The sequence below is a fragment of the Streptomyces sp. PL-29 genome (genome assembly GCF_058344425.1).
Map to the genome: position 1 here is coordinate 6,384,580 of NZ_CP136996.1, position 22,708 is coordinate 6,407,287.

Annotated in this window: 27 protein-coding genes and 2 pseudogenes; 7 read left to right on the forward strand and 22 right to left on the reverse strand. The window is 71.8% G+C overall.

The genetic code is table 11. From position 1 onward, the window contains the following. Nucleotides 1-2 precede the first annotated feature (2 nt). Nucleotides 3-536: a metallophosphoesterase gene (locus tag R4Z63_RS29045; protein ID WP_384581490.1), complete on the forward strand. Its 534-nt coding sequence runs from the start codon at nt 3-5 to the stop codon at nt 534-536. Nucleotides 537-558: 22 nt separating this feature from the next. Here R4Z63_RS29045 and R4Z63_RS29050 read toward each other — a convergent pair whose 3' ends face one another. From R4Z63_RS29050 to R4Z63_RS29080, 7 genes and pseudogenes are all read right to left on the reverse strand, one after another. After that, the gene (locus R4Z63_RS29050) at nt 559-684 is read right to left on the reverse strand and encodes a hypothetical protein (RefSeq protein WP_384445108.1); all 126 of its coding nucleotides are present in this window, start codon (nt 682-684) and stop codon (nt 559-561) included. Nucleotides 685-849: 165 nt separating this feature from the next. Then, complete coding sequence (locus tag R4Z63_RS29055) at nt 850-1,524, reverse strand: hypothetical protein (RefSeq protein ID WP_384445106.1); 675 nt, start codon at nt 1,522-1,524, stop codon at nt 850-852. A 265-nt stretch (nt 1,525-1,789) separates the two neighbouring features. Further along, nucleotides 1,790-2,071, reverse strand: a pseudogene (locus tag R4Z63_RS29060) (DUF6114 domain-containing protein); the annotation flags it as partial. Further along, a complete protein-coding gene (locus tag R4Z63_RS29065; protein WP_384445102.1) occupies nt 2,062-2,691 on the reverse strand; it encodes a DUF6230 family protein in 630 nt (209 codons plus the stop codon). The pseudogene R4Z63_RS29060 and the gene R4Z63_RS29065, both read right to left, overlap by 10 nt. A gap of 107 nt (nt 2,692-2,798) precedes the next feature. Next, nucleotides 2,799-3,551 (reverse strand): MerR family transcriptional regulator, encoded by a 753-nt coding sequence (locus R4Z63_RS29070; RefSeq protein WP_384445100.1) that lies wholly within the window; start codon nt 3,549-3,551, stop codon nt 2,799-2,801. A 28-nt stretch (nt 3,552-3,579) separates the two neighbouring features. Beyond that, nucleotides 3,580-4,764, reverse strand: coding sequence for a methyltransferase (locus R4Z63_RS29075; protein ID WP_384445359.1), 1,185 nt, complete (start codon nt 4,762-4,764; stop codon nt 3,580-3,582). Nucleotides 4,765-4,914: 150 nt separating this feature from the next. Continuing rightward, nucleotides 4,915-5,265 (reverse strand): tetratricopeptide repeat protein, encoded by a 351-nt coding sequence (locus R4Z63_RS29080; RefSeq protein WP_037916592.1) that lies wholly within the window; start codon nt 5,263-5,265, stop codon nt 4,915-4,917. 104 nt (nt 5,266-5,369) lie between these two features. Between R4Z63_RS29080 and R4Z63_RS29085 the strand changes: the two genes are divergently transcribed. Beyond that, nucleotides 5,370-6,335: a pirin family protein gene (locus tag R4Z63_RS29085; protein WP_384445097.1), complete on the forward strand. Its 966-nt coding sequence runs from the start codon at nt 5,370-5,372 to the stop codon at nt 6,333-6,335. A 586-nt stretch (nt 6,336-6,921) separates the two neighbouring features. Continuing rightward, nucleotides 6,922-7,062: pseudogene (locus R4Z63_RS29090) on the forward strand (IS5/IS1182 family transposase); the annotation flags it as partial. 640 nt (nt 7,063-7,702) lie between these two features. On the opposite strand, the gene R4Z63_RS29095 reads toward R4Z63_RS29090, so the two are convergent. Continuing rightward, complete coding sequence (locus R4Z63_RS29095) at nt 7,703-9,112, reverse strand: outer membrane protein assembly factor BamB family protein (RefSeq protein ID WP_384445095.1); 1,410 nt, start codon at nt 9,110-9,112, stop codon at nt 7,703-7,705. A gap of 178 nt (nt 9,113-9,290) precedes the next feature. After that, nucleotides 9,291-9,491 carry a hypothetical protein gene (locus tag R4Z63_RS29100; RefSeq protein ID WP_384445093.1) on the reverse strand — a complete coding sequence of 67 codons (201 nt, stop codon included), beginning with the start codon at nt 9,489-9,491 and terminating at the stop codon, nt 9,291-9,293. Nucleotides 9,492-9,909: 418 nt separating this feature from the next. Here R4Z63_RS29100 and R4Z63_RS29105 point away from each other — a divergent pair, with 418 nt between their 5' ends. Beyond that, complete coding sequence (locus R4Z63_RS29105) at nt 9,910-10,341, forward strand: VOC family protein (protein ID WP_384445091.1); 432 nt, start codon at nt 9,910-9,912, stop codon at nt 10,339-10,341. Between the two features lie 424 nt (nt 10,342-10,765). Here R4Z63_RS29105 and R4Z63_RS29110 read toward each other — a convergent pair whose 3' ends face one another. Next, entirely contained in the window at nt 10,766-11,623 is an 858-nt protein-coding gene (locus R4Z63_RS29110) for a class I SAM-dependent methyltransferase (protein WP_384445089.1), read from the reverse strand. A 115-nt stretch (nt 11,624-11,738) separates the two neighbouring features. Here R4Z63_RS29110 and R4Z63_RS29115 point away from each other — a divergent pair, with 115 nt between their 5' ends. Further along, nucleotides 11,739-12,353 (forward strand): TetR/AcrR family transcriptional regulator, encoded by a 615-nt coding sequence (locus R4Z63_RS29115; protein WP_384445087.1) that lies wholly within the window; start codon nt 11,739-11,741, stop codon nt 12,351-12,353. Nucleotides 12,354-12,361: 8 nt separating this feature from the next. On the opposite strand, the gene R4Z63_RS29120 is transcribed toward R4Z63_RS29115, so the two are convergent. The 7 genes from R4Z63_RS29120 to R4Z63_RS29150 all read right to left on the reverse strand — a co-directional run bounded on the left by R4Z63_RS29120 (nt 12,362) and on the right by R4Z63_RS29150 (nt 18,065). Continuing rightward, nucleotides 12,362-13,099: a hypothetical protein gene (locus tag R4Z63_RS29120; RefSeq protein ID WP_384445085.1), complete on the reverse strand. Its 738-nt coding sequence runs from the start codon at nt 13,097-13,099 to the stop codon at nt 12,362-12,364. 194 nt (nt 13,100-13,293) lie between these two features. Next, the gene (locus R4Z63_RS29125) at nt 13,294-13,713 is read right to left on the reverse strand and encodes a hypothetical protein (RefSeq protein ID WP_384445083.1); all 420 of its coding nucleotides are present in this window, start codon (nt 13,711-13,713) and stop codon (nt 13,294-13,296) included. A gap of 99 nt (nt 13,714-13,812) precedes the next feature. After that, the gene (locus R4Z63_RS29130; RefSeq protein WP_384445081.1) at nt 13,813-14,709 is read right to left on the reverse strand and encodes a F510_1955 family glycosylhydrolase; all 897 of its coding nucleotides are present in this window, start codon (nt 14,707-14,709) and stop codon (nt 13,813-13,815) included. A gap of 90 nt (nt 14,710-14,799) precedes the next feature. Continuing rightward, on the reverse strand, nt 14,800-15,435 hold the full coding sequence (locus R4Z63_RS29135) for a DUF305 domain-containing protein (protein WP_384445079.1): 636 nt from the start codon (nt 15,433-15,435) through the stop codon (nt 14,800-14,802). A gap of 79 nt (nt 15,436-15,514) precedes the next feature. Further along, nucleotides 15,515-15,961 carry a DUF6153 family protein gene (locus R4Z63_RS29140; RefSeq protein WP_384445077.1) on the reverse strand — a complete coding sequence of 149 codons (447 nt, stop codon included), beginning with the start codon at nt 15,959-15,961 and terminating at the stop codon, nt 15,515-15,517. 773 nt (nt 15,962-16,734) lie between these two features. Then, a complete protein-coding gene (locus R4Z63_RS29145; RefSeq protein ID WP_384581501.1) occupies nt 16,735-17,082 on the reverse strand; it encodes a GNAT family N-acetyltransferase in 348 nt (115 codons plus the stop codon). Between the two features lie 26 nt (nt 17,083-17,108). Further along, nucleotides 17,109-18,065 carry a pirin family protein gene (locus R4Z63_RS29150; protein WP_491522604.1) on the reverse strand — a complete coding sequence of 319 codons (957 nt, stop codon included), beginning with the start codon at nt 18,063-18,065 and terminating at the stop codon, nt 17,109-17,111. 100 nt (nt 18,066-18,165) lie between these two features. On the opposite strand from R4Z63_RS29150, the gene R4Z63_RS29155 reads away from it, so the two are divergent. Next, nucleotides 18,166-18,666, forward strand: a complete 501-nt coding sequence (locus tag R4Z63_RS29155; protein ID WP_384445075.1) for a carboxymuconolactone decarboxylase family protein — start codon at nt 18,166-18,168, stop codon at nt 18,664-18,666. Between the two features lie 58 nt (nt 18,667-18,724). Here R4Z63_RS29155 and R4Z63_RS29160 read toward each other — a convergent pair whose 3' ends face one another. Next, nucleotides 18,725-18,886 carry a hypothetical protein gene (locus R4Z63_RS29160; RefSeq protein WP_384445073.1) on the reverse strand — a complete coding sequence of 54 codons (162 nt, stop codon included), beginning with the start codon at nt 18,884-18,886 and terminating at the stop codon, nt 18,725-18,727. Between the two features lie 315 nt (nt 18,887-19,201). Between R4Z63_RS29160 and R4Z63_RS29165 the strand changes: the two genes are divergently transcribed. After that, nucleotides 19,202-19,687, forward strand: a complete 486-nt coding sequence (locus R4Z63_RS29165) for a mycothiol transferase (RefSeq protein ID WP_384445071.1) — start codon at nt 19,202-19,204, stop codon at nt 19,685-19,687. A 314-nt stretch (nt 19,688-20,001) separates the two neighbouring features. On the opposite strand, the gene R4Z63_RS29170 is transcribed toward R4Z63_RS29165, so the two are convergent. The 4 genes from R4Z63_RS29170 to R4Z63_RS29185 form a co-directional block, all read right to left on the reverse strand. Continuing rightward, a complete protein-coding gene (locus tag R4Z63_RS29170; RefSeq protein ID WP_384445069.1) occupies nt 20,002-20,751 on the reverse strand; it encodes an MBL fold metallo-hydrolase in 750 nt (249 codons plus the stop codon). Between the two features lie 114 nt (nt 20,752-20,865). After that, the gene (locus tag R4Z63_RS29175) at nt 20,866-21,846 is read right to left on the reverse strand and encodes a GlxA family transcriptional regulator (protein ID WP_384445067.1); all 981 of its coding nucleotides are present in this window, start codon (nt 21,844-21,846) and stop codon (nt 20,866-20,868) included. A 49-nt stretch (nt 21,847-21,895) separates the two neighbouring features. After that, nucleotides 21,896-22,063 (reverse strand): hypothetical protein, encoded by a 168-nt coding sequence (locus tag R4Z63_RS29180; RefSeq protein ID WP_384445065.1) that lies wholly within the window; start codon nt 22,061-22,063, stop codon nt 21,896-21,898. Nucleotides 22,064-22,101: 38 nt separating this feature from the next. Further along, entirely contained in the window at nt 22,102-22,611 is a 510-nt protein-coding gene (locus tag R4Z63_RS29185; RefSeq protein WP_384445063.1) for a TspO/MBR family protein, read from the reverse strand. Between the last annotated feature and the right edge of the window lie 97 nt (nt 22,612-22,708).

The window sequence follows — 22,708 nt, forward strand, 5'->3', positions numbered from 1 at the left end:
ACATGCACCGGCCGGGGACCCAGGAGGCACCGCACGTGATCGTGATCGCCCACCTCAGCGACGTCCACCTCGACGGCGACCGGCGAGCGGCCGACCGCACCCGCCCCGTCATGGAGTACCTCGACGGCCTGCCCCACGACCTGGACGCCGTACTGGTGAGCGGGGACATAGCCGACCACGGGGAGGAAGCGGAGTACGAGGAGGCCGCCAAACTGCTGCGCTCGCGACACCCCCTGGTGATCTGTCCCGGCAACCACGACGAGCGCGCCGCATTCCGTCGGGGACTGCTCGGGGAGGAGGCTCCGTCCGCGCTGCCCGTCGACCAAGTGCTGCGCGGCGACCGATTTGTGCTCGCCGCCTGCGACTCCTCCGTCCCGGGCGCGCACCACGGCTTCCTGGCGGAGTCGACGCTGGCCTGGCTGGACCGCGTCCTGGCAGACACCCCGCGGGGAACCCCGGTGCTGGTCGCCTTCCACGTGCTGGGTGACGACGGCGGGCTGACGACCCACTACAGGGTGGTCGTGGACCGTCGGTAGCCGGGGGCCTCGCGGGCCCGCGTCAGCAGGCCCGGGGCGACCGGGCGGCCTGGCCGGGGATCGTGGCCGGGCGGGCGCCGGAGAAGAGGCCGTGGACGCCGTGGCGGTCCGAGCGCGCTGCGGCCGGCGGGGCGGTGCTCTGCGGCATGCCGTCGTCCCGCCCGCGGTCCGCACGGTCCGGTGATGCGGTTTCGCGGCACGGCCACCGCCCCGGAAGCGCCGAACGGCAGGCGGGGTCAACGTAGGAGCCGACCGGGCCCGGAGCCGACCGGGCCGGCCCGGTCTGGACCCGCCTGCCGTCGTAGCGGTCGGATCAGGGGCTGACGGTGATCCCCTGGGTCGGGTCGGTGACGTCGGAGACCTTGTAGACCGCGTTGAAGACAGAGGCGGTCGCGCTCGTCGGGCAGCCGAACCCGCCGGTGACCTTGACCGGCACGGAGGCATGGGTGAAGGTCAGGCTCGACGGGCTGCCGTTGGCCCAGGTGCCGGCGACGCTGGCCGCGGCCGTGGGAGCCGCCGTGACCGTACAGGAGGCGAGCCCGGTCGTCCTGAGGACCAGTCCGCCGGTCGGAACGGTCATGGTGGCGGTGATCGGTGAGCCGTCCTGCATGGACACCGTCCAGGCACCGCTGGTGGTGACCGTCGGGGTCACCCCGGGCATGCTGGAGGTGCAGGAGCCGTACGTCGGAGGCGAGATCGGCGAGGACACCGCCCCGGCCGGGTTGCTGTTGCCGGGGGCGGCCGGCACCGTGCCGGTGGAGACGGAGACCGTGCAGGTCACCGTCACCGAACCGGCCTTGAGGGTGGCCTTCCCGCTGAGGACGGCCTTGAAGTCGTGGCCGGCCGGGGTCACCGTGGTCGACCCGGCCACGGCCACGGGAGCGGGGGCGGGGGCGGGAGTGGGGGCGGCGGAGGCGGTGACGGAGGCGAGCGCCAAGGCTCCGGTGGCGGCCGTCCCGAGGGCGAGCGCGGTGCGCGTGCGGCTCATGGCTGTGCTCCTTGGGGATCGGGGTGCGGGGTGCGGGGGGGGGAGGGGGTGCGCTCCGAGGCGGGGCCGGAGGTGTGGCAGGGGAGGCGAGCGGGGCCTGCTCCGTGGTCGGGGCCTGCTCCGGGGCCGGGAGCGGTGAACGGTCCGGGGCCCGGCCCGGATCCGCCGACCGCGCCGCGCCCCCGGCGCGCTGGACGGCGTACGGCTGCCAGGCGAACATCAGGCCGCCGCCGAGGATGCCGAGGAGCGTGCCGATCAGGAACCCGCCCAGGTTCGACAGGACCAGGGCGGCGGTGGCGATCAGGGTGGTGAGGACACCCGCGAGGGCGCGCTGGGGCGGCGAGAACCAGGCGGTGAGGCCGAGCACCACCATCACGATGCCCATCAGGACGGACGGGATCCCCGCAACCCCCTGCTGGAGCATGATCTTCAACGGTGCCAGCGGAAGGACGCAGATCCACGCCCCGGCCAGAATCGCGAACAGCCCGCCCCAGAACGGCCTGCCGCGTCGCCACCGGCGCCACCGCTGACGGCGGCTCAGAAGCATTCCTTCTTGCCCTTGCTGACGTTCATGCTGAGGCCGGAGAGCTTGAAGGTGCCGGCGTTCGTCGCCCACGCCGTCTGCTGGAGACCGGTGATGCGGACCGTGTCGGCCTGTTGGGCGAAGAGGTCCTGCATGCCCTGCGCGTCGGCCGGTCCCTTGTCGAGGGTGGAGGCGTCCCGCCCGATCTCGATGTTGCTGAAGACGGCGTCACCGGCGAGCTGGGTCGCGTCGACGAAGAGGTTGCTCGCCTCCACCGGAGTCTTCCGGCCCGCCGTGAGGTTGAGCGAGATGTCTCCGATCACCGGGAGCGTGGTGACCACGGACTGGCAGAGGTTGTTGAGCTTCGCTTCCCGGATGGCGGTCACCGCCACCGGGATGAGTTCGTCACGGGCATTGACGTCGACGCTGCCGTACTGGGCGAATCCCTCGCCCTCCAGGCTGCTCGCCGACACCTTGAACTGCTGTCCCGACACGGCGAACGAGGCGGCCAACGCGCCCTGGGCGAGGGCGATGCCGAGGCCCGCGGTCACCGCGACGGCGGGGATGGTCAGGACGGCGAACCGGCGCCAGCGGACCCGGCCGGAATCGCTGTGATCGTCGGATAAATGGGAGGAATCGGTCATGAGATCGTCCCTTATTTCGGCTGTGCACCGTTGTTACCGACGAGTTGAATGTAAGAGTGCCAATGGTGGTTGGCAAGGTTGTGTGAGCGCACCCTTTGAGTCGACTCCTACTGCTCCGTACGCAGCAGTTCGGCGACCTCCGCGTCCACCCGCCGGGCCATCGCCCGGGAGAACTCCGTGGCCACGACCTCGCCCGCCACCGGCCGCAGAGCCGTCACGGCCGCCGTGACGTGCTGGAGCCGGGCGGCCGAAAACGGCTCCAGTCCCTCCGGGCCGATCACGTGCCGCCGGAACAGTCCGACGAACCGGTCCGCGAGGGCGGCCGCCTGCGCCTGGACGAACTCGCCCGCGTCCAGGATCTCCGTCAGCGGCACCCCCTGCCGCACCAGCGCCAGTGTCGCCTCCAGCAGCCGCCGGCTCGGGTACGTGATCAGGTCCCCGTCGACGGTGACGTAGCCGAGCTCCGCGGCCCGCCGGGTGTCCTCGGCGGTGGCCGTCGGGCCGAACAGCTCGCGCAGTTCGACCCGGCTCATCGTCACCGGTTCCTCCTGCACCCAGTCGCGGGTCATCTCCCGCTCCAGGCCCAGCAGTTGTGACAGGCCGCCGCCGTCCTCCCACGCCTTCAGCAGCTCCGCGATGCCGTTGACCGTGTAGCCGCGTCCCAGCAGGTCGCTGATCAGGCGCAGCCGGGTCAGGTGGTCGTCGGAGTACCAGGCGATCCGGCCCTCCCGGCGCGGCGGCGGGAGCAGCCCCCGCTCCTGGTAGTAGCGCAGGTTGCGCACCTTGACGCCGGCCGCCCGCGCCACGTCCTCCCGGCGGTAGCGCCCGCCACCGCTTCCATCCCCCACCTGGCTGTTCACGCGCCAGAGTGTAGGGCGTACCGGCAGGTCACACAGGGCTTCGACGATCCTGCTTGACCGCCCGCAGCACCACGAACCTCGGCTCGCTCGCCACGACTTCGCTGTTGCCGAAGAGCCGGCGCAGGTGCGTGTGGTAGCCCATGTGCCGGTTGGCGACGACCCACAGCTCGCCGTGCGGCCGCAGCACCTTGCGGGACTGGGCGAACATGCGCAGCGCCGTCGCGTCGGTCGTGGCCTGGTGGGAGTGAAAGGGCGGGTTGCACAGGATCAGGTCGACCGAGCCCGGGTCCAGCATGGCCACGCCGTCGCCCACGAGGAAGTCGGCCCGCTCACGCTCGCGGTGCACATTGGCCCGGAACGTGGCCTTCGCCGAGGCCACCGCCTGGTACGACTCGTCGGTGAACACGACCTCCGCGCGCGGGTCCGCCACGGCGACGGCGGTGCCGACGATGCCGTTGCCGCAGCCCAGGTCCACGACCCGGGCGCCGTTGGTGTTGGTCGGGATGCTCTGCAGGAAGAAGCGCGTCCCGACGTCGAGCCGGTCCGCGCAGAAGATCCCGGCATGGTTCACGGCGGTCAGCCCGGCGCCGGAGCCCGCGTCGCCGTCCAGCTGGTACGTCACCGGCCACGGGTCGTCGCCCCGCGTCGCGGCGGCGCCGGGGGTGCAGAAGATCAGGCGGGCCTTCTTCTCGGCGAGCGAGGTCCTGGTCGGGCCGAGGATCTTCTCGAAGAGGTTCAGCGTGGAGGTGTGGATCTCCTTGACCATGCCGGTGCCCACGACGACGGTGCCCGCGTGCACGTGCGGCGCCAGCCGGTACAGCTGGTCCTCCAGCAGCGCCAGGCTCTTGGGCACCCGGACGAGGAGTACGTCGATCCGCTCGGGCGGCGGGTCCTGCGTGGTCAGCAGCCGCACCGTGGACTTGGCGGTGCCGATCCCGGCCCGGTCCAGGTTCGCCGCGGTACCGGCCCGGGAGAGGTAGGAGTCCGTGATCTGCGTCGGGCGGTACGCGGCCAGTGCCGTGGTCAGCGCCCCCCAGCGGTCGCCGAGGATGGTGATCTGCCCGGCCCCGGCCAAGTCCACCGGACCGCGTTCCCCCGTACCGGAGTCGAGGTGGCGCAGCAGGTATTCGTCGGCGGCGTCCCAGGCGCGGAGCCGGTCGCGCGGGTCCTCGGGGAAGCGGGTGAGCTCGTAGGAGCCGAAAGGCGTGGTCAGACGGTTCATCGTGCCCCCAGGCTAACCGAGACGGCCGCCCGGCCCCGCACACACGGGCCGGGCGGCCGCGGCGGCGGGACGCCCGGGACGCCCGCGGAGCCCGGATAGCCTGCCCTGCTCCGGGAACCCGCCCTCCCGGGGGAGCCAGCCCTACTCGGGGAACTCGCCGGCCATCGCGGCGGCCATCCGCAGGTGGGGGCGGGCCTCGCCGGTCCTGCCCAGGCGTTCCAGGGTGCGGCCGAGCATGAGCCGGGCGTAGTCCTCCACGGGCCAGCGCTCCAGCACGGCACGCAGCTCGCGCTCGGCGCGGGAGAGCTGGGCGGAGTGGTAGAAGGCCCGGGCCAGCAGCAGCCGGGGAGCAAGCTGCTCGGGAGCCTCGTCCGCCAGCGGCTCCAGGATCCGGGCGGCCGTCGCGTATTCCCGGGCGTCGAAGAAGAGCTGGGCGCGCGCCCAGCGCTCGGCTGCCGTCCCGTGCTCGTAGTACTCCGTCGGCGCCTTCATCGCGTTCCTTCCGCCGTTCGGGTGGTTCGTCCGCTGCCTGCAACACGGCCGACGGCCGGAGCATTCCACTCAACACCCCCGCCCCTCGGAGCTAGGTTGTGCCCATGAGCAATCTCGATCGCCAGCCCGCTCTCTCCGCCTGCGGCGGCCGCGGCTTCGTCGTGGCCGAACCGGTGCGCGAGCTCCTCAGCCCGCGCACGGTCAAGCTCGGTGAGTCCACCGAAGTCCGCCGACTCCTGCCCAACCTGGGCCGCCGCATGGTGGGCGCCTGGTGCTTCGTGGACCACTACGGTCCGGACGACATCGCCGACGAGCCCGGCATGCAGGTGGCGCCGCATCCACACGCCGGACTCCAGACGGTCAGCTGGCTCCACGAGGGCGAGGTACTGCACCGCGACAGCGTCGGCAGCCTGGAGACGATCCGCCCGCGCGAGCTCGGCCTGATGACCTCCGGCCGGGGCATCAGCCACTCCGAGGAGAGCCCACGCCCGCACGCCCGCTTCCTGCACGGCGCCCAGCTGTGGGTGGCCCTGCCCGATGCCCACCGCAACGTGGAACCGCACTTCCAGCACCACGCGGACCTGCCCCGGGTGACGGCCCCGGGCCTGACGGCGACCGTCATCCTCGGCACCCTGGACACGGCGACCTCACCCGGCACGGCGTACACCCCGATCGTGGGCGCGGACCTGACCCTGACGGCGGGCGCCGAGACCCGCCTCCCCCTCGACCCGGACTTCGAGTACACCGTCCTGTCGATGTCAGGCGAAGCCCACGTGGACGGCGTCCCGGTGCTCCCGGGCTCGATGCTCTACCTCGGCTGCGGCCGCACGGAACTCCCCTTGCGCGCGGCCTCGGACGCGGGCCTGATGCTCCTGGGCGGCGAGCCGTTCGAGGAGGAGATCGTGATGTTCTGGAACTGGATCGGACGGTCCCACGAGGAGATCGCGCAGGCCCGCGAAGACTGGATGAACGGGTCCCGATTCGGTGAGGTGAAAGGCTACGACGGCCCTCCGATTCCGTCCCCGGAACTGCCTCCTACCCACCTGAAGCCCAGGGGAAGGGTTCGTTGACCTGCTATTTTACGCGGTTGAAGGCTGGGGGTGGCTTTCGCGCCCAGCCCTCCGCTTCTCCTGTTGGACGAGAAGCTACCGGGCATGGTCAGACAGTCGCCGGTGCCGGTGGCCGAGTTTTATCTGTAGCAGGCTGTAATCAACTTTGCTCAGACGAAGGCTGACCTTTTGCTGACTTTGCTGACGAGTAGTTAGATTTGCTCGCGGGTCGCACCCAGTCCCAGTGTCCGCAGCGGTCGGCGGGATCTGTCATTGCGGCGTCGGAGCCTGAGATTTTGTCGGCGGAGCAGCCAAGGGCTGCCATCCGTCACTGGGGTGCGTGCGTGGGCGCGTTCCAGTCCCTTGTGGACAGGTGACAACAGCCTCGCTGGTCCGGTCTCGACCGAGAGGTGGACCTGGAGGCCTGTGCTCGTGGAACTCGACCAGCTTGGCGAGGGGCCATCGCCGCGCGCGGGGAGCCGACGGCGGTGGAGGCGACCCAGGCGCGATCGGTGGGGCCATCACCGCGGGTGCGGGGAGCAGTCCTGGGACGGCCTGCTGTTCCTGACAATCGGGGGACCATCCCCGCGGGTGGGACGGCGGGACCATCCACGCGTCCGGGCTGAGCCCGCGCCAGTTCGGCAAGCTGATCACCGCTCTGCGGCGTGAGGGTGTGGACCCGGTACGCACAGGCCGGCCCTGGAGCCTGCCGTTGGAGGACCGCGTGCTCCTGGTCGCCGCGTACTTCGCGTAGACGGATGCGGTGTCGAGAATCGCTGAGGTCCAATCCAGCTCGCCCGTGGCACCGAATTCGTCCAACACCGCCCGGTGCAGCTGCCGCCACAGACCGGCCTTGGTCCACGTCGTGAACCGGTGATGCGCGGTGGCGGGCGAGGTGCCGAACGTCGGCGGCAGGCAGCGTCAGACGCAACCGCTGTTCAGCACGTAGACCATCGCCGTGACAACCTTCCGGTCCGCCACCGGCGCTTCCCGCGCAAGATCCACAGCCATGACGGACGATCTCACGAGCACGGTCGGATGGCCGAGCCACCACGTTAGACCGCCTCTCAACGGCCACGGAAACAGCGCCCATCCATGGTGACCAAAGAGAAAGGGGCACCCCGCCACCCCTGCGGCACCTGACCTGCGGGCGGTCGACGTGAGGGAGAAACCGTCCGGTAACCAGCCAGGTCCAGGGGCGGGCGGGCTGTCCAGGCCCGGTACGCCCGAAGCCGCCAGCGAAGTGGCGGTTGGCTCTCCGCAGTCACGTCCGACCCGCCCCCGCCCCAGTGCGGGCGCAGCCCCGCATTTCGAGCGGGCCGGCACGCGGCCGAGGCGAGGTCCCCGGCCGGGGCTGGGCGTGGGAGGGGAGGGGGTCGGGCTTCGGGTCACCAGGGGCGGTAGGCCGCGAAGGGACGCACTCCGTCGCCCGACTGGACGGCGATGACCAGGTCGTCGTGGACGATCAGGTCGGCGACGGGCTTGTCGTGGTCGACGTCCTGCGAGTAGCTGCGCCGGTCCTTCTTCTCTCCGGTGGCGGCGTCGAAGACGTACAGTCCCTCTTTCCTCGACTGCTTGAGGCCACGGTCGACCAGGACCGTCACCCGGTCACCGACGGCCCGCAGCGCGAGCCCCTCGTCCTGGTGGTGCAGGACTGTGCGCCACAGTTCATGGCCACCGGCCAGATCGAAGGCGACGACCTGATCGCACCCGCTCTTCCCGCACCGGACCTCGGTGACGGCATAGAGCCGTCCGTCGTCCACAGTCACCCGTGCCGGCTCGTACTGGAGGATCTTCCCGGCGTCGCCGTCGAACTCGACGCGCCCCCCGGGACGACCGTCGGGGCTGAACGCGAGGTAAGCCCGCAGCCCGCCTGTCTGTACCGCCGCGACCCGTACGACCGGCGGGTCGGCGGCGACGAACGTCACATCGGCCCCCAGGTCGACCGAACGCCGGTCCAGGGGCACCATCCACCGCTCCTTCCCGTCAGCCGGGTCGAAAGCGGCAAGCCTGAGTTCCGTGCGCCCACAGACAAGGACAGCGACGACCTGCCGCGTAGCGGCGGCGACGCGGTGCGGGACGCATCCCTCGGCAACCGCAGCCTTCCAACGCGGGACGCCGGTCCGCAGGTCGAAGGCGCGCAGAGCCTGGTCACCGCGCAGCACACGGCGATACTCAGACGGCTCGTACCGCCAGTCGTCGTCCACGTCACGCAGAACGGCGAGACCGCCGCCGGTCGCGATGAGATCAACCTCGGCGGTCAGCTCACCGCTCCCGGGCGCGCGGCGGGTGTGCCACAGTTCCCGGCCATTGGAGAGGTCGAGGGCGGTGACGGTGGCGCACCCCCCGTTTTGTTCGGCCTCATCGTCGGCATCCGCCTTCCCCCTCTCGCCATGGGCGAGCAGGGCGACGGAGCCGTCGGCCGCCTTGCTGACGGCGCAGATCTCATCCCGGCCCGGTACGGCGTACTCCCAGCGCCGCTGCCCCGATCCGGCGTCGAAGGCGGTGACAGCGTCATACCTGCTACGGACGACGGTGTCGCCCACGAGCCAGTCGCCGTTGCCGTACGCGGCAGCACTACGGTCGACCGGGGCCTGCCAGGCAAGCTCCATCGAGTCACCGGGCAGCAGACCCATGTCGGAGAGGATGCCGCCGGCGATGGCACCGGCACCGCCCACGACCACCAGCGTGCCCACCACGGCGGCCACCCACTTCCGCCTGCGGCGCCCGAGGCGGCGCGCGGGAACCACGTCCGCCACAGCCTCCCCATCAGCGCCCGCGCCCGTACCCGTCGACATGTGGTCCCCACCCCTCGCCGCACTTCAAAGGCGCCCAGCGTACGGGATCGGTGATCACCCACACCCTCGGGAGTGCCGAGTCTTACTGATCGTTTCAGATCGAGGTTCGGCGGCGGAGGCGTAGGACGCTGCAGGCCAGTTCAAGCAGGCCCTGACGAGCGGTCGTGAAGAGCATGTCTCACGTGGCGAGTTTCGCGAGCTTCTTGTAGCAGGTCAGGGCTGCGGCGAGGCCGAGGAAGGCGAGGAAGCGGGAGCTCTTTCGCTCGTACCGGACGGTGATCCGGCGGTAGTTGAAGAGCCAGCCGATCCTCCTTCTGCTCGGGCACTGTCGAAGACGGAGCGGAAGAACTGCTGCCAGCTGGCCGAACCCGCTGGACACGTCTGGCCGCGCCCGATGCGGCGAATGCTCCTCGCAGGAGGCCGCGCAGGCCTTGGTTGCGGACGTGGTGGCCACCGCCCGCCTGGCGGACGAGCAGGGCGTGTTCACGGACGCCTCTGCGCACATCGTCGTGGTCGGCGCGTCCTGACCGCCGTTGGTCTCCCCGGACGGTGGGGAGACCGACTCGCGAGGTCGGATCGACAGGCAGCGCCTGTCTCGGCGCCCGTTGACCGGGAGCGCCGCGCCAGCCCCTGATCCGTCGTGATGCCGTTCAGGAGGGGATGATGGTCGGGTGGGCCTAGGTCCACGGCCAGGGTTTGGTGCGGCAAGGATGCGGTTGCGGGTGTGGAGGCCTTCTTCGCCCACCGTGGACCTCCCGACGTGGGGAGATGAGCAGGGCCCCTGTTATCGTGCGCCGATGTCAATGATCAAACAGTTCCAAGTGACCTTCGACTGTGCGGAGCCTGCGCGCCTCGCCGCCTTCTGGTGCGAGGTGCTGGGGTACGTCGTACCGGCGGTCCCGGAGGGCTTTGGCACGTGGGAGGAGTACCACCACACGCTGCCGCCAGAGGACGAGGTCTACTTCGCGTGCACTGATCCCTCGGGTGCGGGCCCGCGGTTGCTCTTCCAGCGAGTTCCTGAGGGCAAGGTCGGCAAGAACCGGGTGCATCTCGATGTGCGGGTCGGCGTCGGGCTCGTGGGTGAGGAGCGCCTGGCCACACTTGAGGCCGAATGCGGGCGGCTGATGGCGCTCGGCGCGCAACACGTGCTGACGCAGCGCGCCGATGGCGTCAACGAGTCCTGCATCACGATGCAGGACATCGAGGGCAACGAGTTCTGCCTCACCTGATGCTCCTCCGGGAGCGCGAGGCGGCGGAGCCGTCTGCGGCCTGGGGGCATATCGGCTGCCCCGATATGCCCCCAGGCCGGTCCCCCGTGGACTCCTCAGGTCCCGCATGCGGCGGGAGTCGTCCTGTGAGGGCGAGGCCGTGGAGACGGACACGCCGTGCGTCGCGTGTCAACCGCGTCACCGGGAAGGCGGAGGCCGCGGACGAAGGTGTCGTCACCGCCCGTGGCCCCACAGGCGCTGTGGGCTGCCGCCGGTGATTCCCGGGTCGGTGTCACCCCTGGGGCCCGTGACCCTTCGGGCTCAGCGTGCTGGAGGTCCAGCTCCACTCCTGCGTCCCCGATGCGATCGGGTCGCCGGAGCCGCCTCCCGGGCCATCGTCCGCATGGTCCACTCCTGAACGGCAACTGCCCGGTAGGGGCGGATGTCAGCTTCGTCCGACCCCGCTGGGTGTGGCGGTGACCAGCCAGGAACTGCTGCGCAGCCACACCGCCCCGTCCTCCTCGTGGGGGCGCAGGGTGTCCGCCAGTGCCTGGCGCGCCTCCGCCTGCTGCGGTGGGGGAACCTGGCTGAGCAGGTGGCGTCCTGGGCCGGAGTCCAGCAGGAACGCCGCGGCATCGGTCGCGGTGGTGCCCCAGTTGCCCGGCACCTCGATCCGCTGCACGTCGACTCCGGCGAATCCGCCCGCGGTGACCAGGGTGCGGATGCGGTCGGGGTCGGTGAGTGAGAACATGCCGGGCCGGCCGGGCCTGCCGAAGCCGCCGAGCGGCAGGAGGCCCTCCAGCGAGGCCAGTGCCTGGAGCCACTCGTTGGCCTCGGCTTCGGCGGCGCAGACGAAGGCCAGCCGGCCCCCGGGCCGCAGCGCGCGGTGGAGGTTGGCGAACGCGGTGACCGGGTCGGCGAAGAACGTCATGCCGTACCGGCTGATGACCGCGTCGAAGCCCTCGGCGTCGAAGGGGTGCACCTGGGCGTCGCCCTGAACGAAGGAGACGTTCTCCACGCCTTCGCGCCGGGCGCTCTCGCGGGCCCTCTCCAGCATGGGGCCGGACAGGTCCAGGCCGAGCGCGCGGCCCCGGGCGGCGCGTCGGGCCGCGAGGCGGGTGCTGCGCCCGGCCCCGCAGCCGATGTCCAGCACGTGATCGCCTGTCGTGATGGCCGCGGCGTCCAGGAGGGGCTGGTTGAAGCCGTTGTTGACGGCGTCCCAACGCTCCTGGCTGCGGGCCCACTGCTCGCCCTCGTAGCCGTTCCACGCCTCGGCCTGTGCGGTGTTGGCGAATCGACCCATGGGTGAACTCCGTCCCGCCGGGGCGCAGCGTGGCGTCCCGACCTAGTATGGGCAAGTGCCCAAACAGTATGGGCGATCGCCCGTACTTGCAACGGGCTTGATGGGAGGGGTTGTTGTGTCACCTCGTGGAGTGGCGATTCCAGACCTGCGCGAGCGGTTGTTCGCGGCGGCGGAGCGTGTGGTGGCGCGGGACGGCGCAGCGGGCCTCACGAGCCGGTCCGTCACCGTGGAAGCGGACTGCGGCAAGGGCGTCCTGCACGCGCACTTCGCAGGACTGGACGAGTTCGTCGCCGAGTTGGTCCTGGACCGGTTCGCGCGCAGCGCCCGACAAGCCGGGGCGCTGGACGAGAAGGTGGGGCAGGCCACGGTCGCGGAGAACCTCCGGAGCGTCGTTCTCGCCCTGCTCGATGCGCTACCTCCGGCGGTGGTGGGCCTGGCGCTCACGCGGCCGGCGGCGGCACTCCGGACCCGGGAAGGCTTTCGGGCCGGAGCACCTGCTTTCGACGCAATCCAGCACGCCTTCGTCGCGTACCTGCAGGCGGAGCAGCATGGTGGCCGGATCGCACCGGACGCCGACACTCCCACCATCGCGCTGGCGCTGGTCGGCACGATGCACCACCTGCTGATGACACGCGTTCCCGGCAGCGGGGAGGAGCCGGAAACGGTCGTCGGGCGGCTGCTGGCCGTGCTGCTGGGTGGCGCCGGGCAGCAGCCGCCGACGACGGCGTGACCTCGGGGTCAGTGCCCGTGCGCGTGCCCGTCGTCGCGTGACTGCCCGACCGACGAAGTGGCAGGAGCGCTGCGGGCCGGGGTTGCCGGCTCGGACTGCGGGGCGGGCTGCCCGCTGCTGGTCACGGTCGGCTCCTCGTCGTGGGTCTCGCTCTCATCGGCGCCGGTCCCGTGGCTGTGCCCGCCCGATTCCGGAGCCATGGAGGACGCGACGTAGCGCAGGCCGGTGAAGGCGGCGACGGCCGTGAGGAGGACGGCGAGCCCCGTCAGCCCGAAGATCCGCCGCCATGAGGCGTCCTCGTCCTTGATCACGAAGGCGATGAAGGAGAGCAGGATGCCGACGGGGACGAGGGTGGCGGCGCGGGTGGGGAAGTCCTCGAAGTGCTGAAGGCCGCCGCTGAGCATGCCGATGCCGAAGGAGAGCAGCAAGGAGGCGACCATGATGCCCGCCACCTGCCGGAACGTCGGCTTGCGACGGGTGAGCAGGAACTCGTTGAGGGCTGTCGCGGCGAGGAATACCAGCACGCCGTACAGGGCGATGCGGGTGTAGCGGGCGGGATCCAGTGGATGGTGGACGACGGCACCGCTGATCAGGCCGGCGCCGACGAAGTAGCCGACGTATCCGAGGTAGCGGGCCAGGAGCCTCTTTCGGCGGGAGCGGGCTTCGCGGATCTCGGTGCGGCCGGCCGACCGGGGGGCGGGGACGGCCGCGGCGGGGGCGCCGTCGGCGAGCTGGGCGGGTGTCATGGGAACTCCTTGCAGGTGTACGGGTGCAGCCCAGGCCGAATCGGCGACGGTCGCGTCGCAGTGGTAGGGGCAGGAGCGGCTACCGGAGGGCAGGCTGCACCGGCCCGGCCCCTGTTCGGGACGGGCAGAGTGACGTGCGTGTGGGCAGCATCGGCTCACCGACGGCCTACGGAGGCGCCGGGAGCGGGAGTGGTCTAGATGCGCAGGATCGCTGTTGTGCCCGGCGGGCGCGAGCAGCCCGGGGCAGGAGCCGTGCCCGGATACCGGTCCGGGGACGCGCCGAGCACCGAGGGCAGGATCCGCAGCAGTGCGTGCTCGGGGGGAGGGCTCAGCGTCGGCGGCTGCTGCGGCTGGCTGGTGGCGCACTCCTCCGCGGCGTGGGAGGCTCCGTGCCCGCCGCCGTGACGGTCGTCCGGGGCGCCTTCGGCGAGCACCGGATCGGCAGTGGGGGTGATGACGCCGGCGGCCGTGTCGGTGTGGCCGCGCACGCCGTCCGGGCTCACTCCGTGCGAGTAGAGGAAGGCGAACACGAGCAGGGCCACCAGCAGCACGCGCTGCGGGCCCGCGAGGATGCGGGTCCGCAGCGCGGAGGTACGGGGCCGGGCGGTGTTCACGTCGCGATCCTATCCACGGCCCCGTGGCGCCCTACCGGGCGGCCCCGGGAGGCTCCGTCCTCACTCCGATGGGTGATCTTGCAGCTGACTTTGGGCAGCTCAGTGGCTCGTCCCCGCGTGGTCCGGCCGGTGCACGGCGGTCCACGTGCGTCCGCCGTCCTTGGACTCGTAGACGGCGTCGTTCGTGTCGGCGGCCAGCAGGTGGGTGGGGCTTGCCGCGTTGAGTACGGCGGGCCGTACACCGCCCGGGAGGTGGCCGCGTTCGGTCCAGGAGCTGCCATCGCCACTGGCCACGACCGTGCCGTCGGCAGCGAGGGCGATCAACTGGTCCGGGGCGGGCCGTTCCACGGCTGTCAGGGCCGGTGCTCCTGGGACCGGCTCGAAGGTGGTGCCGCCGTCCGTGCTGTGGAGCAGGCCCTCGCGGGTGGTCGCCCACACCTCCTGGGGCGCCGCCGCGTGGGCGGCCAGGTCACCGGCTGGGAGCTTCGCGCGCCGGTCCCAGGTCGTGCCGCCGTCCTCGCTGGCCCAGATACGGGAGGTCTGGCTGTCGAGACCGTAGAGCATCGAGCCTGCCTGCTGGAGGGAGTGGAAGTCGGCCTCTCCGCCGGCGGAGACGGTGGTCCAGGTCTGCCCGGCGTCGGTGCTGCGGATCAGCCCCAGATGCGGCGAGGTGGCGGCGGGGTCGGTGGGGGAGGGGTGGCCGCTGGCGAGGAAGGTACGCGGGCCGACGACGGTGAACCCCATCGTGTCCTGGTAGCGGTCGGCGATCCGTACGGCGCCGGTGGGGCTGAGGCGGAAGACGCCCAGGTGTCCGGCGGCGTAGAGGCTGCCGTCGACGGGGTCCACGCCGAGACCGTGGAGGTGCCCCGTTCCGGGGTCGGGATCGCCGGCCCTGGTCGCGGTGGGCCGGGGGTCCGCGGTGGAGCAGGCGGTCAGAAGCAGGGCGACGCCCGTCGCGGCGGCCGCGAGCGCGGGTAGGCGAAAGCGGATGGTCATAGGTGATGTCCAGACAGTGTGAGAAGAGGCTGTTCGGCGGGGTGCGGGCAGCCGATGCCGGCTGCCCGCACCGAGACGTGCCGGACCGGGTCAGCTCTTGTTGCCGAGGAGGGTGTTCATCTGGGCGATCTCCGCGCTCTGGGAGGTGATGATCGCTCCGGCCATGTCCTTGGCGGGTCCGTACTTCCCGTCGGACTGTTCGGTCTTGGCCATGGCGACTGCGCCCTCGTGGTGCTCGACCATCATCTGGAGGAAGGCGGTGTCGAACGCCTTGCCGGACGAGGACTCCAGCTGCTTCATCTCCTGGGCCGACATCATGCCGGACATGTCGTGCCCATCGTGGCCCTCGCCTTCGGCAGGGACCTGCTCGCCCCAGGAGGTCAGCCAGCCGGACAAGGTCTTGATCTCCGGGTCCTGGGCCTTCTTGATCTCGGCGGCCAGCTTCTTCACCTCGGCCGCCTCGGCGCGGGTCGCGGCGAGGTCGGCCATCTCGACGGCCTGGCGGTGGTGGGGGATCATCCCCTGGGCGAACGCGACGTCGGCGGCGTTGTTCTCGCCCCGCTGCGCGGGGGCGGACGCTGACGCGGACGGCGCAGCGGGGCTGTTGCCGTTCTGGGCGGAACCGGTGTCGTCGCCGTTCCCACCGCAGGCGGCGAGGACGAGGGCGGCGGTGGCGGTCGCGGCCACAGCGGTGGCGCGGCGCATCAGGGAACGCTTGGTGGTCATGGTGGTGCAACTCCTGCGGTGAAGGCACGCGCGGAGGGGCGTGCCGGGGTGTGGGCTGGTCCGAGAGCTCGGGGCCGCCCTATATGCGCAGGAGTTGCAGTTCGCTCAGTGACGGCGGCGCGCGTCCACCGGCGGCACCGTTCGCGTGGGTCCCGGGCCCCAGGGCCGGCGCGTCCGCGACCCCGCCGGGCCCGGCGGCCGGGAAGGAAAGGGTAGGGGCGCCCGCCGTGCCCGCGGCAGCACAGGTCGCATCCGCGTGCTGGGCGTGCCCGCCGCTTCCGTCGCCGGTCGACTCACCGGCATGCACAGCCGGGTCGTGATGCCTCACGGGCCCGCCGGCGGCAGGGATGCCGTGCGTGGGGGCCGCCTCGTGGGCGGCCGCGCACCCGGGTGGGGCGGCCGAAGCCGCCACGGCGCCGGGCCCCAGGCCGTGCATGGCCACGAGGCCGGTCAGTACGGCCAGGACCAGCAGGAGGCAAGAGCGCAGCCCGAGGGGCGTCCTCGCGCGCTTCGCCTGCTGATCCATAGCGGCATCGTAAGGGCCTTTCCGCAGAGCGCGAAGTCGGGGTCGGAATTCCGACCTTCCGAAAATACCCCTAGGGGTATGCAATCCTCTGTGTTGTCGGATGTGCCCAGGAGATGTACAGGTCTTTCCGGGGCAGCCGTGCCTGCCGTCCCTCCGCGTCGCGCGTGCGCGGGGGTCATGGGCGCGTCGATCGGTGGCACGGCGCCGCCCGGTCGCCCCCTCCGTCGTCGTGGACGCTGCCGCGGAGATGGCCGGGCGGGCGCTGACACGGGACGGTGGGCGAGGACCGGACTCGGGGAGCGGGCCCCTCGTACCCGCCACACCGGCCCAGATGCCGCCCCTGCCCGGACCACCAGCCGCCCTCACGAACCCGAGCTGGTTGCACCTCTGACGTTCGCGGGAGTCCGCCTCCGCCCCCCGGCAGTTCCCGCCGCGGGCGTCCGCGGCTCCGTCGAACTCGTCGGGCTCGTCGACGATCGGCCCCCATCGGGCCGTGACGGCCTTCCACTCGGAGGCCGGAGGGGCGGAACAGTCCGCACCCCAGCCGGCCGGGGAGCGATGCCGCGGTTTCGAGGGTGCCCTTCCCCCACCGCTCGAAGCCGGCTTCGCGGCCCGGGGTCGAGGCGGCGGGCCACCAGCAGGGTCACCTCGCGGTGCCGGGAGCAACGGTGCAGCGCTCACGGCCGGCCGCGGTCGCCTCCACTCCTTGTGAACACACCGCGCTCGACCGCACCCCGCACCCCGCACCCCGCACCCTGTGTTCCCGCGGGGGCTCACCGTCCCAGCTGGGCGTCGAGCCAGGTGAGGGCGTCGGGGGTGACGGGGTCGGTGATGTCGGCGAACTCCTGGTGCTTGGTGAGGAACTTGGCGACGTAGGGGCAGACGGGCACGATGCGCTGGGCGGAGGCGCGGACGTCGGTCAGGGCCTGCTCGACGAGGATCGCGGCGAGTCCCCGGCCGGCGTAGGCGTCGTCGATCTCGGTGTGGAAGAACACTCGCTGGTCGTCGCGGTCGCGGTAGGCGGTCAGGCCTGCCCGCTCGCCGTCGATGAGGATCTCGTAGCGGTGGCGGGCGTCGACGCGGCGGACGACAGGGGCGGCGGTGGAGTTCCGGTCGGTCATGGCGGAGGCGTCCTGTCGGTACGGGGTCAGCGGGGGGGGGGGGAAGGGTTCTTGCGGGGGGCGATGACGGCGTTGGGCAGGGCGGGGGCGGGCAGCCGTTCGCCGGGGTAGCCGTCGACGGTGCCGAAGCGGTCGGAGGCGCGCTCCCACTGGTCCCGCGCCTCGACGATGTCCTGGTGGCTGCGGCCGATGAAGTTCCACCACATGACGACCTCCTCCTCGAAGGGCGGTCCGCCCAAGAGGACCGTCCGGGCCGGGCGATCGGAGTCGTTGGCGAGGGCGAGGGTGGTGCGCCCGGGGGCGGCGTAGCCGAGTTCCGCCGGAAGCAGGGGAGTTCCGTCGAGGCGGACGTCGCCCTCGTCGACGAGGAGTCCGTGTTCGAAGCCGGGGTCGACGTCGAGGGTGACGGTGGCACCGGCGTCGATGAGGACCTCGGCACCGAGCAGCGGGGTGAAGGTGCGCACGGGGGAGGTGTCGCCGGCGAGGGTGCCCAGGAAGACCCGGAGTTCCGCGCCGTCCCTCCGCAGCGGCCCGGGGGCGTGGTGCTGGAACTCGCTCGGTGCGTGCCGGTGTTCGCCGGGCAGGGCCACCCAGAGCTGGACGCCGTGGAGGACGGTGGTGGCGGGGGTGGAGACCTCCGTGTGGCTGATGCCGTGGCCCCCGGTCATGAGGTTGATCTCGCCGGGCCGCACGAAGGCGTGGGTGCCCATGCTGTCGCGGTGCTCGATCTCGCCGCTGAACAGCCAGCTGGCGGTCTGGAGTCCGGTGTGGGGGTGGGGTGCGACGTCCATGCCCCCGGAGTCGGCGACCCGGTCGGGCCCGTAGTGGTCGGCGAAGCACCAGGCCCCGATGAGCGTCCTGGCCCGCTGAGGCAGAGTCCGCCGTACGGTCATCGCCCGTGGCCCTCCCAGGGGGACGTCCCGGGCGGCGAGGACCTCGACCTCGGTCGCCACCGCCCTGTCACCGGCCGCCGTGTGATCCATCTCCCAGCCTCTCCGCCGCCAAAATAGTTTCACTTTCAACAATTGTGGGTGATCATAGTTCCGAAGGCAACCCGGGACAACAGGTGAAAAGGAGTGCGGCGTGAGCGAGACGGTACAGGTCGTGGCGGCCGACCGGGCCGGTGATCGGATCTACCTCGACCAGCAGAGCCCCGCCGCCTACCAGGCGCTGGTCAAGGCCGCCGACGCCGTCCGCGCGACCGCTGCCGAAGCCGGACTCGACCGGATCCTGCTGGAGTTGGTCAACCTCCGGGTGTCCCAGCTCAACGGCTGCGCCTTCTGCCTCGACGTCCACACCCGGGCCGCGTTGCGCGCCGGGGAGACCACCCGGCGCCTCGGCGTGCTCGCCGCCTGGCGGGACACCGAGCTCTTCACCGCCCGCGAGCGCGCCGCCCTCGCCCTCGCCGAGGCCACCACCCACCCCGCCGACGCCCTCGCCCAGGAGCGGGCATGCGCGCAGGCCCGCGAGGTCCTGAACGACGACGAGATCTCCGCCGCCATCTGGGCAGCCATCACGATCAATGCGTTCAACAGGGTCTCGATCCTGAGCAAGCATCCGGTACGGGAGACTCCCGCCCGCTGAACCCCTACGGCGCCCTCGCCCAGCCCGCGCCCGGAACGATCCTGGGTCCGACGGGCTGTCAGCAGCCGTCGAGCCCGGCCCCCTGTGCTCCCAGCAGGACCTGGCCCGCCGAGGTGAGGTAGTACAGGACCGAACGGCCCGCGCGCCGGCGATCGGCCCGGCGTGCCTCGCGCAGCGCGGCGAGAGCTCCGGGTGCCTGATGCCGGTTCCGGTCCGCCAAGACGCCCGAGCAGGGGTAGACGATCGCGTACCGCTGGGACGGGCGTGCGTCCCGACCGTCCCCGTCCGGGACGTCCCAGCAGATCCAGCTCTGGTTCAGGGTGACGGTGACGAATATGAGCTGTACCCGAGAGAGTTCCAGAGGAGGGCTGTCGCAGACCGCTGGTCACGGTGCTGGTAGTGGCCGGCGGGGTACGAGAACGCGCGGCCCTGCGCGCAGAGACCCTGTCCGACGGCTCTTGTGGCATCGCCGATCGGTTCGTCGCCGTTCCCCCGTCGGGTGCACGGTCAGTTCCGTTCGCCAGGGTCGGCGATCATGACTCAGAGCAGAACCGAAGCCTGGCCGGAGCCTCCACTTGCCGCCACCGAGGCAGCAGCTGTCCTCCGCGCCACACTCGGCCCGTCCACCGTCACTCTGGGCGGCCTCCTCAAGCGCCTGGCGCACACCGAGGACAGCCACTTCGCACGGCTGTGGTTCGGCTCCCCAGTCGGTCTTCCCTGGGACACCGTGGACTGGGACGACAACCCCGACTGGGACTACCGTTCTGCCGCCGAGGACACCCCTGAGCAACTGCACGCTCTCTGGCAGGAAGCGGTCGACCGCTCCCGCGCCATCGTCGACAAGGCGCTCACTACGGGCGGGCTGGACCAACTCGGCGCCTACACCACCCGGAGCGGCGCGCGTTCCAACCTCTGCAGGATCCTCCTCGACCTCATCGAGGAGTACGCCCGCCACGCCGGTCACGCCGACCTCATCCGTGAGTCCGTCGACGGACTCACGGGCGAGGATCCGTCGAGGTGAACCGAACTGCGGCGTGGCGGGATTGCCAGCCCTGATCAGGGCGAGCTCCTGTCGAGCGTTCACGGCCGGAGCCATGAGCGGATCGCGGCGGCGGTCATCCGCGCGTCCACCCCGCCCGGCACAGGTGCCGCAGGGCCGCGACGCTCGGGTTGATCACTTCCCCCGCTCCTCGATCCCGTTGACGCCGCCGGTCCGGCTACGGGCGTGCCGTGGACCGATGCGCTGGACGGCTTCCGGGCTCGACCGGTGTGCGGTCGCGGTTTGCGAGGTCGCGGGCCGGCGGTCAGGAGCGAGCCGTGCGCGGGTCTCCTGTGTCAGCTCCTCGTGCGGCTGCCAAGGCGCCCCCGGGAGTGGAGGCGGGTCAGCCGCCGCTCTTCCCGCCGCGCCCATCGGCGGACCCGCTCGGGGTCCAGGGAGGGGCCGTGGCCGACGTGGAGGCGGCTGGGGTTGAGCCCCAGCATGGCGCGCAGGCTCGTGAGGTTGCCCAGCGGGTCGTCGTGGAAGGGCGGGTTCGCCGGTTTGCCGGGGATGAGGCCCATGAAGGAGTTGGCCACGAGGTCGCCGGCGACGAGGTCCCCGTCCTCGGTGAGAACGGATACGGAGCCCGCGGTGTGCCCGGGGGTGGGCATGATCCGTCCCGCCAGCCCGAAGTCCGCCAGGTCGGTTTCGCCTCTGAGCAGCATTCCAGGTTCGAACGGGTCCGCCGCGAGGTGGAGCTTCTTGTTCCTGTTCATCAGGCGGCCCATGGGGCCCGTGGGGAGGTACGGCATCAGTGGCCGGCCGGTGCGAAAGGGGCGGAGGTCGGCGATGTGGCCTGCGACGGGTGCGCCCGTGAGGCGGTGCAGTTCCGCCGCGGAGCCGAAGTGGTCGATGTGGCCATGGGTGATGACGATCAGGGCGAGGTCGGCGGGGTCCACCCCGTGACCGGCGATCCGGTCGTGGATGAGGCGTCCGCTGCCCGGCGTACCGGCGTCGACGAGGACGGGGCGGCGGCCGAGCAGTAGGTAGGCGTTGACCGCGTGCTTGCCGAGCACCGGAATCGGAATGATCTTCGTGCCGGACATGGGGGCCTTTCGTGTACGAGCCGGGGCGGGCGGGCATGCCTCGGCATCCGACGGCCCTGGGCAGGGACGACGGGCCGGGGAGAGTGGGGCTGGGCGGTGGGGGAGGGGGCGGCTTCAGCGGAAGCGGCGGCGGTATTCGGCGGGGGTCGTCCCCAGGTGGCGTTGGAAGCACCGGTGGAGGGTCTGCAGGGAGCCGAGGCCGCTGGCTGCGGCCACGTGCGGCAGAGCGGCGTCGCTCTCCTCGAGGAGGCGCCGTGCGGCCTCCAGCCGTGCGGATTCCACGTAGGCGGCGGGCGTGGTGCCGGTGCGCTGGGCGAAGAGCCGGGAGAAGTGCCGCGTGCTGAGGTCGAGGCGCTTGGCGAGGGCCTCGGCGGAGAGGTTCGCGTCGGGGTGTTCGGTGATCCACCGGCGGAGTTCGCCGATGCGGTCCTCGGCGGGGGCCCGGACGGAGAGGGGCACGCTGAACTGGCTCTGGCCGCCGGATCGTTTGACGTACATGACCATCATGCGCGCGGTGGCGAGCGCGAGGGTCTGACCGTGGTCCTCCGCCACCATCGCCAGTGCCATGTCCATCCCCGAGGTGATTCCGGCGCAGGTCCACACCGAACCGGAGCGGATGAAGATCGGATCGGGGTCCACCTCGACCTCTGGATGCGCGGCGGCCAGTTGCGCCGCCGTGAGCCAGTGGGTGGTGGCGCTCCGGCCGTCCAGCAGGCCGGCCGCGGCCAGCACATGGGCGCCGGCGCACACCGATCCGGTACGCCCCGCCTGCGGCGCCGCCGTACGGAGCCAGTCGGTGACCACCGGATCGACGACGGCCCGGACGCTGCCGGCTTCGGGCCGAGTGACCGCCCCGGACACCAGGAGGGTGTCCACGCGGCCGGTCACCTCGTCCAGCCGCAGGTCGGAGTGGACCCGCAGGCCGCTGGAGGTGGCTACCGGACCGCCGTCCCCGGTGGCGACCTGAACGGTGTAGCGGGGCGGTTCCTGCTCGGCGACGCGGGACGCGACCGAGAACACCTCGGCAGGGCCGGTGATGTCCAGGAGCTCCACGCCGGGGAAGGCGGCGATCACGACGCGGTGGGGTGCGGTCATGTACTGATCCTCGTTCCCCCAACCGGGCGTCCGCAATGACGAGGTTCTCTCAGATCCGGCCATCGGGTCGGCCGAGCGAGGAGGCGCCGCGGCCGAGGAGTCCGGCCGGCCCGCACCGGGCGGCGGCCAAGGCGGTCCGCTCCTCCCCCTCGGGGCGCTCAGCCGCCCCGGTCACCAGCTGCGCGACGACGCCACGATCCTGCTCAGCGAGGGGCACCCGGCCCGAGCGTGACGGTGCTGTCGGACCTACGACGTTCAGTGGTGCGGATTGCGGCGCACGACAGCCGCGTTCAGCCAGGTGGCGAAGCCACACCAGGCGCCGTACGGAATCAGGGCGGCGGCCGCGGCGGCGTCGGCGCGGGCGGTGCGGCGGATCAGGTCCGCGTTGCTCACGTCGAGCAGCAGTGTGCCCACCAGAGCGGCTTTCGGACTGCGCAGACGGAAGAACACCCAGGTCCATCCCGCGTTCAGCGCCAGGTTCACCGCCAGACTGCCGGCCAGACGAGCCCGTGCGCGTCCCCGTGCGCGGCCGAGCGCTCGGCCGCCGGCGAAGGCGATCGACGCGTACAGCGGTGTCCACACCACGGGGAACGCCGCGGGCGGCGGCTGCCAGGACGGCTTGTTCAGCGCCCGGTACCAGGAGCTGTCGGCGTCCACGGCCTTCGCTCCGGCAGCTGCCGTCGCGGCGACCGCCGCCGCGGTGCACGCGTACGCTCTCCACAGCTCCAGTCGTCCGGCGCGGTCCCCTTCGCTGATCAGCCTCATCTGCTCAGTGTCCCCGAGTCCACCGAGGAGGGCACCGGTGAACACGCCCGGGGTGTGGGAAACGGCGACTGGCCAAGCCGTCCGCTCCTGCACGTGG

Coding starts and splice junctions, on each gene's coding strand:
- R4Z63_RS29045 (WP_384581490.1), top strand. CDS start 3: ATGCACCGGCCGGGGACCCAGGAGGCACCGCACGTGATCGTGATCGCC.
- R4Z63_RS29050 (WP_384445108.1), bottom strand. CDS start 684: ATGCCGCAGAGCACCGCCCCGCCGGCCGCAGCGCGCTCGGACCGCCAC.
- R4Z63_RS29055 (WP_384445106.1), bottom strand. CDS start 1,524: ATGAGCCGCACGCGCACCGCGCTCGCCCTCGGGACGGCCGCCACCGGA.
- R4Z63_RS29065 (WP_384445102.1), bottom strand. CDS start 2,691: ATGACCGATTCCTCCCATTTATCCGACGATCACAGCGATTCCGGCCGG.
- R4Z63_RS29080 (WP_037916592.1), bottom strand. CDS start 5,265: ATGAAGGCGCCGACGGAGTACTACGAGCACGGGACGGCAGCCGAGCGC.
- R4Z63_RS29085 (WP_384445097.1), top strand. CDS start 5,370: ATGAGCAATCTCGATCGCCAGCCCGCTCTCTCCGCCTGCGGCGGCCGC.
- R4Z63_RS29095 (WP_384445095.1), bottom strand. CDS start 9,112: ATGTCGACGGGTACGGGCGCGGGCGCTGATGGGGAGGCTGTGGCGGAC.
- R4Z63_RS29105 (WP_384445091.1), top strand. CDS start 9,910: ATGTCAATGATCAAACAGTTCCAAGTGACCTTCGACTGTGCGGAGCCT.
- R4Z63_RS29110 (WP_384445089.1), bottom strand. CDS start 11,623: ATGGGTCGATTCGCCAACACCGCACAGGCCGAGGCGTGGAACGGCTAC.
- R4Z63_RS29120 (WP_384445085.1), bottom strand. CDS start 13,099: ATGACACCCGCCCAGCTCGCCGACGGCGCCCCCGCCGCGGCCGTCCCC.
- R4Z63_RS29130 (WP_384445081.1), bottom strand. CDS start 14,709: ATGACCATCCGCTTTCGCCTACCCGCGCTCGCGGCCGCCGCGACGGGC.
- R4Z63_RS29135 (WP_384445079.1), bottom strand. CDS start 15,435: ATGACCACCAAGCGTTCCCTGATGCGCCGCGCCACCGCTGTGGCCGCG.
- R4Z63_RS29140 (WP_384445077.1), bottom strand. CDS start 15,961: ATGGATCAGCAGGCGAAGCGCGCGAGGACGCCCCTCGGGCTGCGCTCT.
- R4Z63_RS29145 (WP_384581501.1), bottom strand. CDS start 17,082: ATGACCGACCGGAACTCCACCGCCGCCCCTGTCGTCCGCCGCGTCGAC.
- R4Z63_RS29150 (WP_491522604.1), bottom strand. CDS start 18,065: ATGGATCACACGGCGGCCGGTGACAGGGCGGTGGCGACCGAGGTCGAG.
- R4Z63_RS29165 (WP_384445071.1), top strand. CDS start 19,202: ATGACTCAGAGCAGAACCGAAGCCTGGCCGGAGCCTCCACTTGCCGCC.
- R4Z63_RS29170 (WP_384445069.1), bottom strand. CDS start 20,751: ATGTCCGGCACGAAGATCATTCCGATTCCGGTGCTCGGCAAGCACGCG.
- R4Z63_RS29175 (WP_384445067.1), bottom strand. CDS start 21,846: ATGACCGCACCCCACCGCGTCGTGATCGCCGCCTTCCCCGGCGTGGAG.
- R4Z63_RS29185 (WP_384445063.1), bottom strand. CDS start 22,611: ATGAGGCTGATCAGCGAAGGGGACCGCGCCGGACGACTGGAGCTGTGG.